Raw genomic sequence first — 16,905 nt, 5'->3', positions numbered from 1 at the left:
TTTCCTCGGAGGGTGTCGTTCGGTTCCACAGGTCAGGAGTTGCTGCGGGACCCGAAGTAACGGGCGTGCTCCGCCACGATCGCGTCCCAGTCGTCGTCGTACCGGAAACGGACCACGTCCCAGTTCTTGTCGTACAGCCGCTCCTCGGCGTCCTCGTCACGCTCGGCGACCGCGGGGTGGTCATGAGCGGGGCCGTCGACGAAGACGGCGACCTTCACGCCGGGCAGCCGGTAGACGTAGTCGGGGCGGGCCTGCGCGTCGGCCACCAGGGTCTGGGCCTCGTCGGGCAGCCGCAGCCCGCGCTCCTTGAGCCAGGTGACGAAATCGCGCTCCAAGCTGCTGTCGGACTGCTCGGCCAGGCGCCGCATCTGCTCGGTGCGGGTCTCGCCGCTGCCGGTGGTCTGCGCCTCGCAGGCGGCGAGGCGTAGCAGCAGGTAGCGTACCGAGTGACGGTTGATGGCGCCGTGGTTCAGCTGGTTGCCATAGGTGAGCAGGCAGTCGTAGCAGCCGCGGGCACAGGGGCGCTCGGTGCCGGGGGTCGCCTCGTCCTTGCCGTGCTCGTCGAAGTGGCAGATGGCCAGTGCATAGCGCGCTGCCTTGGCGAGCGCGCCGGACTCGGACTGGAGGCGGCGGAGCACGCCTGCACCGCCCTCGGCGGCCTCGGTGAGGAGGATGCGGTCGCGCGGCCCGTCGTCCGGGGGCAGGAGCTCGCTGGTGAGCTCGGAGTCCTCCAGCTCGTAGGCGGCCTCGATGCCGCGCTCCAGCGCGTACATGAGGGAGAGCGCGACCGGTTCGTCCACTGGGGCGTCAAGGGTGACGACGAGGATGTTGCGGCGGTCCTCGACGTAGGGGATGACGCGCTTTTTGCGACGCTTCTCGTTGCCGTCGGCGTCGACGACCGGCATCTCGCTGGAGTCGCCGGAGGCCTCGGCGGCGTCGCGCTCGTTCATCCAGCGGCCGTCGCCCGGGTCGAGCCAGAAGCCGTCCGGCTCATCGGGCCGTGCACGCAGACGGCCCAGGTTGGTGATGCGGACGGTCGCCGAGTCGCCGTACGAGAGCCTGGCGAGCTGGCCGTGCGCATCGGTGAGAAGCGCGTCCTGGCGGCCGGAGCGGGGGCCGTGATCCTGGAAGCGGTAGGAGGTGACCAGCCGGAACCCGGCCCTGCGCCGCTCCTCCTCGTCGGAGGAGATCCGCTCACGACGCTGGGTATAGACGGTGTGCAGATGGAGGAGACCGTAGGTGGTACCGATCAGTGGCTGGTCGCACATCTGGCAGCGATCGGCGCGCTGCTGCGGGTCATGGTGGTAGCCGCACATCTCGCAGCGGCGGGCTTCGCTGGTGGTGACGTCACCGGAGGCGTCCGGAGGGAGCTGGATGCGGGTCACCTGATAGCGGGCGCCCTCGTGGTAGATCAGCGCTCCGGGACCGAACTCGCGGATGGCGAGGAAGCGGGGCCGCTGGAGGTAGTCGCCCTCGCTGAAGCGCCGACTGGCGTTGGGTATGTATGCGGCCAGTGGCAGGCGGGGGAAGGAATAACCGGGCAGGAAGCCTTCGGAGGCGAGATAGCGGTACGGATTGAAGTCGGACAGTACCGATTTGCTGTCCGGGGTCTCATTCTTGAGCAGGTCGAGTTGCGTCTCCGCTTCTTTACGGCGGCTGCTCGCGATCCTCCGGTCGCGCTCGGAGAGTGAGTGGTCGAGTACGCGCTTGTTCTGCTCGTACTGGTCGACCAGGGCGGCCCTGTACAGGTCGCGCCAGCGGTCGAACGATTCATTGAACCGCTCGCCCACCGAGCGCACCTTCGCCTCGATCCAGGATTCGTCCCACCAAGAGGTTTTGGCGAACTCGGGCAGCAGCGCTCCGAGGACCTGGTGGGCGGCGGTCACGGTACGCGTCTGTGCTCGGGTGTCGTGCAGGGCCGCGGCTATGTGGTCGTGCAGGTCGAGGGTCGGATTCGGACGGCCTGAGTCCTCCGCGTCCCCGATGTCGATGACCTCAGGTACGGAGCGGCCCAGCTTCAACCCGGCCTCGGCGAGCCAGATGCCCTGGAGATGAGAGAGGACCAGATCCTCGTTGGCCAGGTCCAGGCGCGGCGGGGCCACCGCGCCCGCGACCATCCGCTCGGAGCGGCGGAAATAGTACTGGTCGTGGCTGTTGCCGGTCGCACAGTACGTGGTGACGAGTGCGGGCTGACCCGAGCGGCCCGCGCGGCCGCTGCGCTGGGCGTAGTTGGCCGGTGTGGGTGGGACGTTGCGCATCATGACGGCGTTCAGCGCGGAGATGTCCACGCCCAGCTCCATCGTGGGCGAGCAGTACAGCAGCTTCAGCTCTGCCTTGCGGAAGTCTTCCTCGCGCCTCTCCCGTTCGGTCGGGTCGACCTGGGCGGTGTGTTCGCGGGCGTAGAGCCCGGCCAGGGCGGAGGCCGTGTCCTTGTACAGAGCACGGAAGAAGGCGTTGACGCGAGGGCCGTCACCGCTGGCATAGGTGCGGGTCAGTGGGTCGTGGGCGCCGGTCTCTCCCGTACCCGCGCACCAGACCAGGGAGGCGGCGGAAACCTGGTAGCCGGTGATGGCGGGACCGGTGGGGCGGCGGTAGCGGTGGGCGTGCTGAGGGGACTTGGCGACCTCGGTGACGAGACCGGCCTTGGCGAGGACCTTCAGCAACTGCTCGATGATCAGCTGAATGTCGTCGGTGTCGAGGATGCCGAAGCGTGAGCGGTCCGCGCGGCGCAGGTACTTGCCGAATTTACCGCGTGCGGAGAGGAACAGTCCGGAGCGGTCCATGCCGGGCCTGGACGGCTGGGGATAGGCAGTACCGACCTTCGGGCTGTCGCTCTTGGTGAGTACCCAGGGTCCGGAGAGCCGCTCCTCACTGGCGCGCTGGAGCGTGTCGAAGTCATCGCGGAAGTACTGGACGTCGATGGCCAGAGCCCGGCGCATCTCGTCCAGCAGCGCCTTCATGATCTCGGCGCGCAGGCCGGCATCGGCAGTGTTGAGTGCTGCGTGGGTGCCCTCCCAGCGCTTGTCCTGCTGCGCGAGCCAGTCGAGATCGGCGTACCGGATCTCCAGCAGCCCCGTCTGCTCAAGGTTGGGCATGGTGATGCGCCAGCCGCGTTCCAAGTCCAGGTAGAGCCGGAAGGCGATGACGTCGCGCAGTGTCTTGGCGGCGTTGCGCAGCATGTTGGGCGGCAGGTCGTCCTGGCCTGTGTAGTCCACGGGTTCCAGGCCCAGGGCGCCTGCGACACGAGAGGCGAGCTCTTCGTGGGTGATGCCGTCCTCCCCGGCCTCCGCGGCAGCTCGGTACAGGGCGCCGCGCAGCTGGGTGATCTGTGCGAAGTCGTTGAAGTGACCGGCCTGGAGAGAGGCGTCCTGACGGTTGTCGACGAAGGTGAGGAGCTTGCGCGCCTCCTTGTCGAGGGCGTCCTCGGGCACGGCCTTGAGGGACCGCACGATGGAGGACGAGATCAAAGAGGTGGCAGACGAGCGGCCCTCCTGGTCGAGAGTGGCGAGCTTCGCGAAGTCCCTGCCACGCGTCTGCTCGTAACTCACCCCGCAGTGCGGGCAGAACAGGAAGGGCGAGGGAATGAACGCGGCCTTCAGCTCGCCCCGGCCCTCCACGCCATACGGGTCGACGGTGACCGATCGGGGAAGCCGGTCGCGGTAGGACCGCTTGACGACCTCCTGGCCCCTGTCGTCGGCTTCGAGCCAGGACTCGGGCAGGCGGCCCTCGGCGATGGCCTCTTCCGGAGTCGTGGGCCAGGGACGGTCGATGTACAGATAGCCGTCGCCTGCGCGGCCTCCCGTGGCCGCGGTGTCGCGGCGCGGTTCGTAGACGATGTCGCCGTTGGTCTCCGTCCGCCATACCGTCAGGTACTCTTGGCCGCACTCACGGCAGAAGGCCAGTGGCATGAGGACCTTGCCTCCGGAACCCGGCTGCTCGCGCTGGTAGTCGCGGGTGATGTGACGGTGGTCCTTGTCCTCCAACGTGACGTAGACGGTGTCGCCCTTGGACAGGAACTGGTGGAGCCGGAAGGCGAACAGCGGACGCCCGGTGACCGGATGGGGGGCCTGGGCCCCGGCCTCCAGCGTGAGGCGGATCGCCTTGGCGCACTGTTCTTCCGGCACACCGCTGGCTTCGGCAAGTTTGGTCGCCGCTGCTTCGATCTTGGTGGGCTTCTGGCGGACGAGTCGTCCCGCGCCGTCGGTGGCGAGACCGAAAGAGGTCTCGATCCAGCGGGCCAGGGGATCGCGTACGAGCTCGGCGTAGGCGAGTGGCGCGGAGGGAGCTGTCAGTCGCTCGGCGGGTACCGTTTCCGGAGCCTCTTTGGTGGCCCGGACAAGGATCTCCCCGATGACGTGCTCGGGGCGCACCCTGGTGCCGAAGAGTTTGGTGGCGACATCGGCGACGACCTTCTTCTGGTCCTCGGTGGTGCCCTCTGTGGACATGGTGGCGGAGGTGCCCACGCACTGGAGGTCAACCGCCCGGCAGGCCTCGCGGACCCGGCGGATGAGAAGAGCGACATCGGCGCCTTGCCGGCCGCGATAGGTGTGGAGCTCGTCGAAGACGAGGAATTCCAGACCTTCGGCCATCGTGATGAGGGAACGGCGGTCGTCAGGCCGCGTGAGCATCAGCTCCAGCATCACGTAATTGGTGAGGAGGATGTCCGGCGGGTCGTCGCGGATCTCCTTGCGCCGCGCGTCGTCCTCCTGGCCGGTGTAGCGCGCGAAGGTGACTGGTTCGCGGCCTTCGCCGAAACCGTCGCGCAGGTACTTCTCCAACTCCTTGAGCTGGCTGTTGGCGAGGGCGTTCATCGGGTAGACGATGATTGCCCGCACCCTCTTGCGCGCGACTCGTCCCTCGGTTTCGCGTTCCCGGAGCACGCGGTCGACGATCGGGACGATGTACGAGAGGGACTTACCAGAACCGGTGCCGGTGGTCAGTACGTACGACACCCTGTCTTCGGCGGCCTTGATCGCATCGCGCTGGTGCTGGTGGAGGGTGAGGGGGCGGCCGTCACAGACGGTGCCGCCCGGAGTCTTACCGGACTGGAAGATCTTGGCGCAAGTGTTATGGAGGACCTTTTTCTCGGCCAGCTCCGCAACGGTGCCGGCGGAGGCAAAGAACGGATTCAAGGAAACCCAGGGGGCGGGCCACTGAGACTTGGCCTTCAGATCGTCCTGGACGTACGACGAGATGCGTTCGTCGCGGATGACGGTGCCGCCCTCGGTGAAGGCGCGGTAGTCCTCGATGAGCTGCCGGTGCACACCGAAGACATCCATCCCGGAGACGGAGACATGCGGCTCCCGGCTCACTTCCGCCCGAGCGGAGTCGGCAGTGGACGCGCGCTGCCGTTCGGCCCGCGCGGCCGCGAGGTGACGCACGGGGTCGAAGGCGTCCCAACCGGGGAGGCGTGTCTGTCTGGCGTCCTGGACGGCGAACGGCAGCAGGGCCTCACGGACCGCATAGGCGTCGGCCGGACGGTCCGCCGGGTCCTTGGAGAGCAGCCGCTCGACCAGCCGGGCGAGCTCGCTGGGGATGTCCCGCCGAATCAACTGGACAGGGGCCGGAGCGTCGTTGACGTGCTTCCTGGCAAGTTCGTAGGCGCTCTGGCCGACAAAGGGCGGAACCCCGGTCAGCATCTCGTACAGCACGCACCCCAGCGCGTACAGGTCGGCCGAGGGCATGACCTGGCTGGCTTCGAACTGTTCAGGAGCCATGTAGCGGGCCGTTCCGACGGTGGCGTCGGTGCTCGTGAGCCGTGTGCCGTCGGGGTCGTCGGCTAACCTGCCCATGCCGAAGTCGAGGACCTTCACCGCGCCACCGCGGGTGAGCATCACATTGCCGGGCTTGAGATCGCGGTGGATCACGCCCTCCGTGTGCGCGGCGGCGAGTCCAGCGGCGATCTGGCTGCCGATGGCGGCTGTCCAGTCGACCGGGAGCTGGGGCTCCTCCGCGATGAGGTCGGAGAGGGGGTGCCCGTCCAGGAATTCCATGACGAGGTAGGGCAAAGCGCCGTTGGCCTCGTCCGTCCCACCATCGATGGTGGCAGGGATGTTCGGGTGGGCGAGCTTACGCATGATGCGCACTTCACGAGCGAAGCGGTCAACGGCTTTCGTGTCCGCGAGGGTGTCGATCCGGGAGCCGGAACGGCGGCGCAGGATCGTCTTGACGGCGACCCGACGCCTGTCTGTGCCTTCGGGAGCCTGCAAGTCCTCGGCTCGGTGGACTTCCCCCATGTTGCCCCTGCCGATCAGCTCCTCAAGACGGAACCGTCCCCCGATGCACTCCCGGATCACGAACGCTCCTCTGCTCCCGCCGTGGCCTAGTGCTGAGCCACGAACCCCCCATAGTGGTGACCGGCACCGTCTGTGTCGCAAGGGACAGTTGACGGTTCGCGTCGGGGCAGCGTACACGCTATGTAGCAATAGCACTACATGCTAATCGTGTTTACCGTGTCAACGTGTCAGGGGTGTGGCTGGTTGAGAGGTCGAGCCATCGACAGACGGTGCGTCCGGGCCGCGAGGTCGCTGATGCGGGCGGAGTCGAAGCCGTGGACGGCGCTGCGGATCCGGTCCTGAAGCGGCTCCGTCCACTGCGGCGGGATGGCGGCCGCGCCGCACAGGACGCCCGCGACGGAGCCGGCGGTGGCGCCGTTGGAGTCGGTGTCCAGGCCGCCGCGCACGGTCAGGGCGATCGTCGTGGTGAAGTCGCCCGCGCCGTACAGGAGCCCGGCGGTGAGGACGGCGGCGTTCGGGACGGTGTGGATCCAGGGCAGCGCGCTGGTCTCGCGCTCCAGCTGCTCCAGCGCGTCCTCCCAGGCCACGCCCGCGTCGTACAGGGACGCGGCGCGGCGTACGGTACGGGCCAGTCGGCAGCGCGGCGGGACGCGGTCGAGGGCGGCCTCGACCGCCGTCCGCGGGCCGTCGGCCGTGAAGGCGGCGGCGATCAGCGCGGCCGCCCACATCGCCCCGTACACCCCGTTGCCGGTGTGCGACAGCACGGCGTCGCGGCGGGCCATGGCGGCGGCGCGGGGCGGATCGCCGGGGTTGACCCAGCCGTGGATGTCGGCGCGGATCAGGGCGCCGATCCACTCCTGGTAGGGGTTGTCGACGGTGGCGGTGAGCGGGGGCCGCACCCCGGCCGCGAGATTGCGGTACGCGGCCCGCTCGGCCGTGAAGGTCTGGAGGTACGGCAGCCGCAGCAGCCACATCTCGCCCACCTGCTCGGTGGTGAAGCCGAAGCCGTGGGTCTCCAGGAGGTGCAGGCCGAGGACGGTGTAGTCGATGTCGTCGTCCCGGCAGCTGCCGTGGATCCGGCCGCGCACGCACTCCTGCCACTCGGGGCGCAGCTCGAACTCCACCGGGTCGGGTGGCGGCTCCAGCGCGGGCAGGTAGTCGGTGAGCGGGAGGGCGTCGGCGCGGCGCAGATAGCGGTCGATGCGGTCGCGGGTCCAGACGTCGCCGCGCTCGATGGGCTTGCCGAGCATGTTCCCGGCGACGCGGCCGAGCCAGCCGCCGAGGATCCGGTCCGCGAGTGCGCTCCCGCTGTGGCCCATGTGACAGATGTACCCGGATGATGACGGTGTACCGGGCGGCCGTTCCAGCGGATAAGGTCAGGGCGGCTTCGACTGCCTGAGCGAACAGCAAGGGGTACCAGGGTGACGGACGCTGCGAAGGCCGAGGCGGCGGCAGAGGTGAAGACGTGGGCGCAGGGGCAGGCGACGCCCCCGACGCGGGTGCTGATCGCCGCCGACAAGTTCAAGGGCTCGCTCACGGCCGTCGAGGTCGCCGAACGCGTGACGGCGGGGCTGCGGCGCGGCTGGTCCGGCGGGGCCGATCAGCTCCGTATCGACGCGCTGCCGGTCGCCGACGGCGGTGACGGCACGGTGGACGCGGCGGTCGCGGCCGGGTTCGACCGGCGCGAGGCGCGGGTGACCGGGCCGCTCGGCGCCCCGGTCACGGCTGCGTACGCGCTGCGCGACGGCACGGCCGTGGTGGAGATGGCCGAGGCGTCCGGGCTGCGGCACCTCCCGGACGGGGTCTTCGCGCCGCTCACCGCCACCACGTACGGCAGCGGTGAGCTGCTGCGGGCGGCGCTCGACGCGGGCGCCCGCACGATCGTCTTCGGCGTCGGCGGCAGCGCCACGACCGATGGCGGCGCCGGAATGCTGAGCGCGCTCGGCGCGCGCTTCCTGCGCGGCGACGGCACGCCCGTCGCGCCGGGCGGCGGCCCGCTGGGCGAACTGGCCACGGCGGACCTCTCCGGCCTCGACCCGCGGCTCGCGGCGACGGAGCTGGTGCTGGCCGGCGACGTCGACAATCCGCTGACCGGCCCGAAGGGCGCGGCGGCGGTCTACGGTCCGCAGAAGGGCGCGAGCGAGGCCGATGTGGCGGCCCTGGACTCCGCCCTCACGCAGTACGTACGCGTCCTGGAGCGCAGCGTGGGGGCCCGCGCCACCGAGTACGCGGCCGCGCCGGGCGCGGGCGCCGCGGGCGGCATCGGCTTCGGCGCGCTGCTGGGCCTCGACGCGGCGTTCCGCCCGGGGATCGACGTCATGCTGGACGTCCTGGGCTTCGCCGCCGCGCTGGAGGGGGCCGACCTGGTGATCACGGGGGAGGGCTCGCTGGACGAGCAGACCCTGCACGGCAAGGCCCCGGCGGGGGTCGCGGCGGCGGCGCGGGCGCGCGGCATCGACGTGGTGGCGGTCTGTGGCCGCCTCGCCCTCTCCCCGGCGGCCCTGGGCGGCGCCGGTATCCGCCGCGCGTACCCCCTGACCGACCTGGAGCCGGACGCGGCCCGCTGCATCGCGCAAGCGGGCCCGCTGCTGGAGCGGGCCGCGGAGCGCCTGGCGAGGGACTTCCTCGGCTGACCGGAGCCCTGCTCCCCACCCCACCCCGCCCCTCCCCGAAACCGAGGGACACCCCCGGCCCCCGCCCGGGGCTGCGCCCCCGGGCCGGCCGGGGCCGCGAGGGGCGCCGACCGTGAACCGAAAACGCCGTGGGGCCCGAGCGAGAAGCTCGGGCCCCACGGCGTTTTTCGGACTGCTGCGTTGTTCGGACTGCTGCGGCAGCCGCTACGGCAGCTGCGCCGCCCTCGCCTCGCGGCGGTTGTCGCGGAAGGCGTTGACGCGGCGGGCGGTGGCGAAGAGGGGGATCACCGCGCCCATGACGACCTGCAGGGCGCACGCCGACTGCAGGAGCAGCTCGCCGCCGGGGGCCTGGAAGGCCCAGGCGGACAGCAGCGCCATGCTGGTGACGATCCAGCCGAGCATGGCCACGGCGAGGCGGCCGCGCGGCTTGGGGTACTCGACGCGGCTCACCATCAGCCAGGCGATGCCGATGATCGCCAGCAGGGTCGGCACGAAGGGCAGGCCCAGCAGGACGACCGAGACGACGGTGAGCGCCCCGAAGGGGCTCGGCATGCCCTGGAAGACGCCGTCGCGCAGGGTGACGCAGGAGAATCTGGCCAGCCGCAGCACGACCGCGAGGAGCACCACGATGGCGCCCACCACCGAGACCCGCTGGTAGGCGTCGTCGGCGACCATGCCCCAGACCAGGACGAAGTACGCCGGGGCGAGCCCGAAGCTGACCAGGTCGGAGAGGTTGTCCAGCTCCGCGCCCATGGCCGAGCTGCGCAGCTTCCGTGCGACGAGCCCGTCGAAGAGGTCGAAGACGGACGCCAGCAGCATCAGCATGACCGCCGAGGCGGCGCTGTGGCGGGTCATGCCGCCGTCCTCGCTGCCCGTGAGGTGCGGGATGAGGACGCCGGTGGTGGTGAAGTAGACCGCCAGGAAGCCACAGGTGGCGTTGCCGAGGGTCAGGGTGTCCGCTATCGACAGCCGGGTCGACAGGGGCATGTCGTCCGTCTCGTCGGCGGCGTCCATGTCGGCCTCGGGGACCCAGGTGGCCTGGGTGTCGGGATCAATCACGGTCAAGGCGAGTCACCCCCGCGGTGGTGGCCTGGCCGACCTCGACCGCGACATCGACGCCCTCGGGGAGGTACACGTCCACGCGCGAACCGAAGCGGATGAGACCGATCCGCTCACCCTGTTCGACCTTGGTGCCCTGCGGCACGTACGGAACGATACGCCGGGCGACCGCCCCGGCGATCTGGACCATCTCGATGTCGCCCAGCTCGGTGTCGAAGTGCCAGACGACCCGCTCGTTGTTCTCGCTTTCCTTGTTGAACGCGGGAACGAAGCCGCCCGGGATGTGCTCCACGGAGGTCACGGAGCCGGCCAGCGGAGCCCGGTTCACGTGGACGTTGAGCGGGCTCATGAAGATCGCGACGCGGGTGCGCCCGTCCTTCCACGGCATGATGCTCTGCACCACGCCGTCGGCCGGGGAGATGACGCGGCCCTGAGTGATCTCTCTCTCGGGGTCGCGGAAGAACCACAGCATGCCCGCCGCGAGCGCGGTGGCGGGCACGGCTACTGCCGCCCAGCGTCCGGAGCGACGGGCGCGGGTGAGGCTGACCGCCGCCGTGGCGACGGTCGGGAGGAGCCACGGCGACGCTCCGCGCGCGAGGCGGACGCGGCCGCGTTGTGCAGAGGATTGGCTGTGGGGCATGGATGACCTTCGTAGCGGAGGATGCCGCGACGCAAGACTGGGGACGGCGGCTTTCCCGGGATGGTATCGGTTGCGAGCGGTAACTGGGCAAGCGCCAGGGCCTGTCGGTGGCTTGTCAGTGGCCGAAGACCCATGGCGCGGTGTGACCTTCTTCTCGTGGATACCGCCCCAAAAGGGACATCAGCCGTGGGTTCGGTAATCCTCCAGCAGTCGTCGTCCAATAATCATTTTCTGAATCTCGGCGGTACCTTCGCCGATGAGGAGCATCGGTGCCTCACGGTAGAGGCGCTCGATCTCGTATTCCTTGGAGAAGCCGTACCCGCCGTGGATGCGGAAGGCGTCCTCCACGACCTCTTTGCAGTACTCGGACGCCAGGTACTTCGCCATTCCCGCTTCGAGGTCGTTGCGCGCACCCGCGTCCTTCTTGCGGGCCGCATTGACCATCATCGCATGAGCCGCCTCGACCTTTGTTCCCATTTCGGCCAGTTTGAACTGGATGGCTTGATGTTGGGCGATCGGCTTGCCGAAGGTGTGCCGCTGCTGTGCGTACGCAACGCCCAGCTCGAATGCGCGCTGTGCCACGCCACAGCCCCGCGCGGCCACATTGACCCGGCCGACCTCCACTCCGTCCATCATTTGGTAAAAACCGCGGCTGGTCTCTCCGCCGAGCACCCGATCGGCCGGAATGCGCAGTCCGTCCATGATGAGCTCGGTGGTGTCGACCCCCTTGTAGCCCATCTTCTCGATCTTGCCGGGAATGGTCAGCCCGGGCCGGACCTCGCCGAAGCCCGGCTCCTTCTCGACCAGGAAGGTCGTCATGGACTTGTGCGGAGGAACACCCTCCCGCTGTTCACCGGTCCGGCACAGGACCGCCACCAGCGTGGAGGTGCCGCCGTTGGTCAGCCACATCTTCTGGCCGGTCAGCACGTACTCGTCGCCGTCCGGCACCGCCTTGCTGGTGATCGCCGACACATCGGAGCCGAGCGCCGGCTCCGACATCGAGAAGGCGCCGCGGATCTCCCCGAGCGCCATCTTGGGCAGGAAATAGTCCTTCTGCTCCTGGGTGCCGTGCTGCTTGAGCATGTACGCCACGATGAAGTGCGTGTTGATGATGCCGGAGACGCTCATCCAGCCGCGGGCGATCTCCTCCACGCACAGTGCGTAAGTGAGCAGTGACTCGCCGAGTCCGCCGTATTCCTCCGGGATCATCAGTCCGAAGAGGCCCAGCTCCTTCAGTCCCTCGACGATCCGGGTCGGATATTCGTCGCGGTGCTCCAGTTCGGTGGCGACCGGCAGGATCTCCTTGTCGACAAACTCCCTGACCGTGGCGAGGATCTCCCGCTGGATGTCGGTCAGCCCCTCGGTCTGCGCCAGACGGCCCATATCACTGCCCTCCCAGCTCCGGGCGGCCCGGCTGTTCGCCGCCCCGCTCCTTGATGTACGCGGCGGTCGGCACCATCACCTTGCGCCGGAAGACGCACACGAGGGTGCCGTCCTGCTTGTAGCCCTTCGTCTCCACGTGCACGATTCCCCGGTCGGATTTGGACTTCGACGGTGTCTTGTCCAGCACCTCGGTCTCGCCGTAGAGGGTGTCGCCGTGGAACGTCGGCGCGACGTGCTTCAGCGACTCGATCTCCAGGTTGGCGATGGCCTTTCCGGAGACGTCCGGCACCGACATCCCGAGCAGCAGGGAGTAGATGTAGTTACCAACCACCACGTTTTTGCCGAAATCGGTCGTCTTCTCGGCATAGTTGCTGTCCATGTGCAGCGGGTGATGATTCATGGTGAGCAGACAGAAGAGATGGTCGTCGTACTCGGTGACCGTCTTTCCCGGCCAGTGCCGGTAGACGTCGCCCACCGTGAACTCTTCGTAAGTGCGGCCGAACTGCATCGTGCTCACGCCTCCGGGGGCTCGAAGGAGGACGTACGGGCCATCCCGGCCGCACGGCCCTTGCCCGCGATGACCAGCGCCATCTTGCGGCTGGCCTCGTCGATCATCTCGTCGCCCAGCATCGCCGAGCCCTTCTTGCCGCCCACCTCGGACGTGCAGTATTCGTACGCGTCGAGGATCAGCTCGGCGTGGTCGTAGTCCTCCTGCGACGGCGAGAAGACCTCGTTCGCCGCCTCCACCTGGCCCGGGTGCAGCACCCACTTCCCGTCGAAGCCGAGCGCCGCCGCGCGCCCGGCCACCTCGCGGAAGCCGTCCACGTTCTTGATCTGGAGGTAGGGGCCGTCGATGGCCTGCAGGTCGTTGGCGCGCGCGGCCATCAGGATCTTCATCAGGATGTAGTGGTAGGCGTCCGCCGGGTAGCCGGGCGGCTGCTCGCCCACGACCAGCGACTTCATGTTGATGGACGCCATGAAGTCGGCCGGGCCGAAGATGATCGTCTCCACCCGCGGGGAAGCCTGTGCGATCTCGTTGACGTTGTTCAGGCCCCGCGCGTTCTCGATCTGCGCCTCGATGCCGATCCGCCCGACCTCGAAGCCCATCGTCTTCTCGATCTGGGTCAGCAGCAGGTCAAGCGCCACCACCGCTTGAGCGTCCTGCACCTTCGGCAGCATGATGCAGTCGAGGTTCGGCCCCGCGCCCTCGACGACGGTGACGACGTCGCGGTACGTCCACTCGGTCGTCCAGTCGTTGACGCGCACGACCCGCGTCTTGCCGGTCCAGTCGCCCTCGTTGAGGAACTTCACGATCGTGTGCCGCGCCTCGGGCTTGGCCAGCGGGGCGCAGGCGTCCTCCAGGTCCAGGAAGACCTGGTCGGCCGGGAGCCCCTGCGCCTTCTCCAGGAAGCGCGGATTGGACCCGGGTACGGCCAGGCAGGAGCGGCGCGGACGCAGCCGGTTGGGCGCGGAGCCGTCGGGGGCGGTCATGCGGGAACCTCCAGTGCGGGAAGCGTGTTCGCGGAACGGATCTCGTCGACGATACGGCCGATGATCTCCGTGATACCGAAGTCCTTGGGGGTGAAGACGGCGGCGACACCCGCCGAGCGCAGCGCGGCGGCGTCCGCGGCCGGGATGATGCCGCCGACGATGACGGGAATGTCCCGCGCCCCGGCCTGCCGCAGCCGCTCCAGGACGTCGGGCACCAGCTCGGCGTGCGAGCCGGAGAGGATCGACAGGCCGACGCAGTGCACGTCCTCGGCGACGGCCGCCGTGACGATCTGCTCCGGGGTGAGCCGGATGCCCTGGTAGATCACCTCGAACCCGGCGTCCCGGGCCCGCACGGCGATCTGCTCGGCGCCGTTGCTGTGCCCGTCCAGGCCGGGCTTGCCGACCAGCAGCCGCAGCCGCCCGCCGCCCAGCTCGGCCGCGGTCTTCCCGACCTTCTCGCGTACGGCGGCGAGCCGGCTGCCCGCCTCCGCGGTGACGGCCACGGGCGCCCCGCCGACCCCGGTGGGGGCCCGGAACTCGCCGAAGACGTCGCGCAGCGCCCAGGCCCACTCGCCGGTCGTGACCCCGGCGCGGGCGCACTCCACGGTCGCGGCCATCAGGTTGTCGGTGCCCATGGCGGCCTTGCGGAGCGCCGAGAGCGCGCTCTCGGCGCGGTGCGCGTCGCGCTGCTCACGCCAGGTGTGCAGGGCGGAGACCACCCGGGCCTCGTTCGCCGGGTCCACCGTCATGATCGCGGTGTCCAGATCGGCGGTGAGCGGATTGGGCTCGGTGGACTCGTAGCAGTTGACGCCGACGATCTTCTCCTCACCGGCCTCGATCCGGGCCCGCCGGGCGGCGTGCGAGGAGACCAGCCGCGCCTTGAGATAGCCGGACTCCACGGCGGCCATCGCCCCGCCCATCTCCTGGATGCGCTCGATCTCGGCCTCCGCCTCCCCGGTCAGCTCGGCGACCTTGGCCTCGACGACGTGGCTGCCCGCGAAGATGTCGTCGTACTCCAGCAGGTCGCTCTCCTGCGCCAGCACCTGCTGGATGCGCAGCGACCACTGCTGGTCCCAGGGCCGGGGCAGGCCCAGCGCCTCGTTCCAGGCGGGCAGCTGGACGGCGCGGGCGCGGGCGTCCTTGGAGAGGGTGACGGCGAGCATCTCCAGCACGATGCGCTGGACGTTGTTCTCCGGCTGGGCCTCGGTCAGCCCGAGCGAGTTGACCTGGACGCCGTAGCGGAAGCGGCGGTGCTTGGGGTTCTCGATGCCGTAGCGCTCCCGGGTGATCCGGTCCCAGATGCGGCCGAAGGCGCGCATCTTGCACATCTCCTCGATGAACCGGACGCCCGCGTTCACGAAGAAGGAGATCCGGGCCACCACATCGCCCTTGCGCTCCTCGGGCACCTGCCCGGAGTCGAAGACCGCGTCCAGGACGGCGATCGCCGTCGACATGGCGTACGCGATCTCCTGCACCGGAGTGGCCCCGGCCTCCTGCAGGTGGTAGCTGCAGATGTTGATCGGGTTCCACTTGGGGATGTGGTGGACCGTGTACGCGATCATGTCGGTGGTCAGCCGCAGGCTCGGCCCCGGCGGGAAGACATGCGTCCCGCGCGACAGGTACTCCTTGACGATGTCGTTCTGCGTCGTCCCCTGGAGCTTCGCCGGATCGGCGCCGTGCTCCTCCGCGACCACCTGGTACAGCGCCAGCAGCCACATGGCGGTGGCGTTGATGGTCATGGAGGTGTTCATCTGCTCCAGCGGGATGTCCTGGAACAGCCGCCGCATGTCACCCAGGTGGGAGACCGGGACCCCGACCCGGCCCACCTCGCCGCGGGCGAGGACGTGGTCGGGGTCGTAGCCGGTCTGGGTGGGCAGGTCGAAGGCGACCGACAGCCCGGTCTGGCCCTTGGCCAGGTTGCGCCGGTACAGCTCGTTGGACGCCTCGGCGGTGGAGTGCCCGGCGTAGGTCCGCATGAGCCACGGGCGGTCCTTGGGACGGGGTTCGCCGCTCATCACACGTCCCTGCTGTGCTCAATGGTCCGCTCCGACAAGTCGTCACGGAACAGATTGATGGCCTCGATGTGCTGATCGCGCATCGCCTGGTCGCGCACGCCCATTCCCTCCTCGGGGGCCAGGCACAGCACGCCGACCTTGCCCTGGTGGAGGTTGCGGTGGACGTCGTACGCGGCCTGGCCGGTCTCGTCCATGCGGTACGTCTTGGACAGCGTCGGGTGGATCTTGCCCTTGGCGATGAGCCGGTTGGCCTCCCACGCCTCGCGGTAGTTGGCGAAGTGGGAGCCGACGATCCGCTTCAGGGACATCCACAGGTAGCGGTTGTCGTACTCGTGGGTGTAGCCGGAGGTCGAGGCGCAGGTGACGATCGTGCCGCCCTTGCGGGTGACGTACACGCTCGCGCCGAAGGTCTCCCGGCCCGGGTGCTCGAAGACGATGTCCACGTCCTCGCCGCCGGTCAGTTCGCGGATCTTACTTCCGAACCGCTTCCACTCGCGCTGGTCCTGGGTGCGCTCGTCCTTCCAGAAGCGGTAGTCCTCGGCGGTGCGGTCGATGATCGCCCGGGCGCCCATCTTCCGGCAGATCTCGGCCTTCTGGGGGGAGGAGACGACACAGATCGGGTTCGCCCCGCCGGCCAGCGCGAACTGGGTGGCGTAGGAGCCGAGTCCACCGCTCGCGCCCCAGATCAGGACGTTGTCCCCCTGCTTCATCCCGGCGCCGTTGCGCGAGACGAGCTGCCGGTACGCGGTCGAGTTGACCAGGCCCGGCGCGGCCGCCTCCTCCCAGCTCAGGTGCTTCGGCTTGGGCATGAGCTGGTTGGACTTGACGAGGGCGATCTCGGCGAGCCCGCCGAAGTTGGTCTCGAAGCCCCAGATGCGCTGCTCCGGGTCGAGCATGGTGTCGTTGTGGCCGTCGGCGCTCTCCAGCTCGACCGACAGGCAGTGCGCGACGACCTCGGCGCCCGGCTGCCAGGCGTTCACGCCGGGGCCGGTGCGCAGCACGACGCCCGCGAGGTCGGAGCCGATGATGTGGTACGGCAGGTCGTGCCGCTTGGTGAGCGGGGAGAGCTTGCCGTACCGCTCCAGGAAGCCGAAGGTGGACATCGGCTCGAAGATGGAGGTCCACACGGAGTTGTAGTTGACCGAGCTGGCCATGACGGCGATCAGGGCCTCACCGGGGCCGAGTTCGGGCACCGGGACCTCGTCCACGTGCAGCGACTTGCGGGGGTCCTTCTCCTTGGTGGTGAGGCCGGCGAACATCTCGGCCTCGTCCTTGCGCACGGTCACCGCGCGGTACGACTCGGGGACGCGCAGGGCGGCGAAGTCCTGGGGGCTGGTGTCCGACGCCAGGATCGCGTCAAGTATCTCGTTCATCGGTGCCTCCGGCGAAGCGTCCGGGAGGGGACGCCTGAGGGAACGCTGGGCTCGTGACGGGGGTGAAAGCTGCTG

At 69.2% G+C, this 16,905-nt stretch carries 10 protein-coding genes; 1 reads left to right on the top strand and 9 read right to left on the bottom strand.

Features of this window, described 5'->3' with window-relative positions; all coding sequences use genetic code 11:
- Positions 1-32: 32 nt before the first annotated feature.
- Together ABZ562_RS18810 and ABZ562_RS18805 are read right to left on the bottom strand one after the other, a co-directional pair.
- On the bottom strand, positions 33-6,296 hold the full coding sequence (locus ABZ562_RS18810; protein ID WP_361480458.1) for a protein kinase: 6,264 nt from the start codon (positions 6,294-6,296) through the stop codon (positions 33-35).
- Between the two features lie 167 nt (positions 6,297-6,463).
- The gene (locus tag ABZ562_RS18805) at positions 6,464-7,555 is read right to left on the bottom strand and encodes an ADP-ribosylglycohydrolase family protein (RefSeq protein WP_361480455.1); all 1,092 of its coding nucleotides are present in this window, start codon (positions 7,553-7,555) and stop codon (positions 6,464-6,466) included.
- 180 nt (positions 7,556-7,735) lie between these two features.
- Between ABZ562_RS18805 and ABZ562_RS18800 the strand changes: the two genes are divergently transcribed.
- A complete protein-coding gene (locus ABZ562_RS18800; protein WP_361480810.1) occupies positions 7,736-8,869 on the top strand; it encodes a glycerate kinase in 1,134 nt (377 codons plus the stop codon).
- 204 nt (positions 8,870-9,073) lie between these two features.
- Here ABZ562_RS18800 and pssA read toward each other — a convergent pair whose 3' ends face one another.
- From pssA to ccrA, 7 genes are all read right to left on the bottom strand, one after another.
- Entirely contained in the window at positions 9,074-9,934 is an 861-nt protein-coding gene (pssA, locus tag ABZ562_RS18795; RefSeq protein WP_361480452.1) for a CDP-diacylglycerol--serine O-phosphatidyltransferase, read from the bottom strand.
- Positions 9,921-10,568: a phosphatidylserine decarboxylase gene (locus ABZ562_RS18790; protein ID WP_361480449.1), complete on the bottom strand. Its 648-nt coding sequence runs from the start codon at positions 10,566-10,568 to the stop codon at positions 9,921-9,923. Before ABZ562_RS18790 ends, pssA begins: the two co-directional genes overlap by 14 nt.
- A gap of 180 nt (positions 10,569-10,748) precedes the next feature.
- On the bottom strand, positions 10,749-11,951 hold the full coding sequence (locus ABZ562_RS18785) for an acyl-CoA dehydrogenase family protein (protein ID WP_361480446.1): 1,203 nt from the start codon (positions 11,949-11,951) through the stop codon (positions 10,749-10,751).
- Between the two features lies 1 nt (position 11,952).
- The gene (locus tag ABZ562_RS18780; RefSeq protein WP_055549999.1) at positions 11,953-12,459 is read right to left on the bottom strand and encodes a MaoC family dehydratase; all 507 of its coding nucleotides are present in this window, start codon (positions 12,457-12,459) and stop codon (positions 11,953-11,955) included.
- Between the two features lie 5 nt (positions 12,460-12,464).
- Entirely contained in the window at positions 12,465-13,442 is a 978-nt protein-coding gene (locus tag ABZ562_RS18775; protein ID WP_361480444.1) for a CoA ester lyase, read from the bottom strand.
- A complete protein-coding gene (locus ABZ562_RS18770; RefSeq protein ID WP_361480441.1) occupies positions 13,439-15,457 on the bottom strand; it encodes a protein meaA in 2,019 nt (672 codons plus the stop codon). Before ABZ562_RS18770 ends, ABZ562_RS18775 begins: the two co-directional genes overlap by 4 nt.
- Entirely contained in the window at positions 15,457-16,830 is a 1,374-nt protein-coding gene (ccrA, locus tag ABZ562_RS18765) for a crotonyl-CoA carboxylase/reductase (protein WP_361480438.1), read from the bottom strand. Before ccrA ends, ABZ562_RS18770 begins: the two co-directional genes overlap by 1 nt.
- Between the last annotated feature and the right edge of the window lie 75 nt (positions 16,831-16,905).

This window comes from Streptomyces sp. NPDC019937 (genome assembly GCF_040631655.1).
Lineage (GTDB): Bacteria > Actinomycetota > Actinomycetes > Streptomycetales > Streptomycetaceae > Streptomyces.
This window is presented reverse-complemented; position numbering and strand designations above follow the sequence as displayed.